Genomic DNA, 713 nt, shown 5'->3' with positions numbered 1-713 from the left:
CGAAGCCATGCCTATGTTGCCGCAAGTATCCGTTACCGTCCAGTTTTTGGTGGTGGAGAACGTACAACCCGAGCCTGTTTCTGCTGCTTCGGTGCCGGTTGCAGTTAAGCCTGTGGTGCAGTTGTCGCTTACCGAAGCGGTACCGAAGGCTGCTGTGATTTCTGCTGCTGTCGGATTACAAAGTACCGTGCCTGCCGGGGTCAAGGYGATCACCGGAAGYTCCGTGTCTCTAKTATAAGTTACCGTTTGCGAAGCCAAGCCTGTGTTCCCGCAAGTATCGGTTACCGTCCAGTTTTTGGTGGTGGAGAACGTACAACCCGAGCCTGTTTCTGCTGCTTCGGTGCCGGTTGCASTTAAGCCTGTGGTGCAGTTGTCGCTTACCGAAGCGGTACCGAAGGCTGCTGTGATTTCTGCTGATGTCGGATTACAAAGTACCGTGCCTGCCGGGGTCAAGGCGATCACCGGAAGTTCCGTGTCTCTAGTATAAGTTACCGTTTGCGAAGCCAAGCCTGTATTTCCGCAAGCATCGGTTACCGTCCAGTTTTTGGTGGTAGAGAAACTACAACCCGAGCCTGTTTCTGCTGCTTCGCTGCCAATAGCACTTAAGCCTGTTGAACAATTATCGCTTACCGAAGCGGTGCCGAAAGCTGCCGTTATTTCTGCTGCCGTTGGATTGCAAAGTACTGTGCCTGCCGGGGTCAAGGTGATCACAG

At 53.3% G+C, this 713-nt stretch carries 1 protein-coding gene; it reads right to left on the bottom strand.

What is annotated here, in order from left to right; all coding sequences use genetic code 11:
* Positions 1 to 713 (bottom strand): hypothetical protein (locus AC1DY0_RS19105; RefSeq protein WP_477190157.1); only part of this gene is annotated, 713 nt, incomplete at both ends.

This window comes from Flavobacterium sp. P1_E4, assembly GCF_056405915.1.
The sequence above is the reverse complement of the archived record's forward strand: the minus strand, read 5'-3'. Positions and strand labels throughout refer to the sequence as shown.